Origin of the sequence: Aurantimonas sp. A3-2-R12 (assembly GCF_036016755.1) — a bacterium.
Taxonomy (GTDB): Bacteria; Pseudomonadota; Alphaproteobacteria; order Rhizobiales; family Rhizobiaceae; genus Aurantimonas; species Aurantimonas coralicida_A.
Map to the genome: position 1 here is coordinate 1 of NZ_JAYXIH010000123.1, position 1,067 is coordinate 1,067.

Consider the following 1,067-nt stretch of genomic DNA (forward strand, 5'->3'; position numbering starts at 1 on the left):
TGTTTGCGTCCTACGTCTCGTGCCACGGCCACGCATTTATCGACCGGGCGCTGTATCTGCCGAAGGCTTGGACGGATGATCCAGCTCGCATGGCGGCGGCGCACGTACCACCGGAAACTGCGTTTGCGACCAAGCCTGGCCTTGCCCTTGCGATGATCGGCCGAGCCATGACGGCAGAGGTCCCGTTTGCCTGGGTCGCAGCCGACAGCGTTTATGGGGTCGGCGGGATTGAGACGGCGCTGCGGCGCGCCGGAAAAGGCTATGTGCTGGGCGTCAACGCCAATCATCCGTTCAACTCCTGGGACAAACCACAGCCCGTCGCCGGCACGGCGGCTGCGATCGCAGGAANTGGGGTCGGCGGGATTGAGACGGCGCTGCGGCGCGCCGGAAAAGGCTATGTGCTGGGCGTCAACGCCAATCATCCGTTCAACTCCTGGGACAAACCACAGCCCGTCGCCGGCACGGCGGCTGCGATCGCAGGAAAGCTGTCCCCCGACGACTGGGCGCGCCTGTCGGCGGGCGAAGGGACCAAGGGCGAAAGGCTCCACGACTGGGCCTATCTCGAGTTGGCCGATCTCGACGCGGCCGAATACAACGACGCTCTCGACGGGCAGTGGACGCGGGGCTTGCTGATCCGCCGCAACATCGCCGACGGCGATCTCGCCTACTTCTCCACCTGGTGCCCGGCCGGAACGTCCATCGAGACGCTGGTCAGGGTCGAGGGTCGTCGCTGGGCGATCGAGGACAGCTTCGAGACGGCCAAGAACGAACTGGGCCTCGACCACAACGAGACCCGCTCCTGGCACGGCTGGCATCGCCACGTCTCGCTCGTCATGCTGGCCTTCGCCATGATGGCCGCGATCCGTCGCCGGGCGAACACCGTGACGCCCCCAAAAAGCATGGTCAGGATCATCCGCAAGCCTCGACGCCGCTGATCCGCTGGTCGGTCCAGGAAATCCGCCGCATCGCCACGCGTCTGGCTCAGCGCCAAATCCGACCAGCCCACGTCATTGCTTGGTCAACTTGGCGACGCGCCCACCAAGCCGCAGCTCGACAAGCGCATCTCA

General features: G+C 65.7%; 1 protein-coding gene. It reads left to right on the forward strand.

From position 1 onward, the window contains the following. Window positions 1–935, forward strand: a 935-nt coding sequence (locus VSX60_RS22335; RefSeq protein WP_327626432.1) for an IS701 family transposase, incomplete at its 5' end; no start/stop codon positions are given. Window positions 936–1,067: the final 132 nt, after the last annotated feature.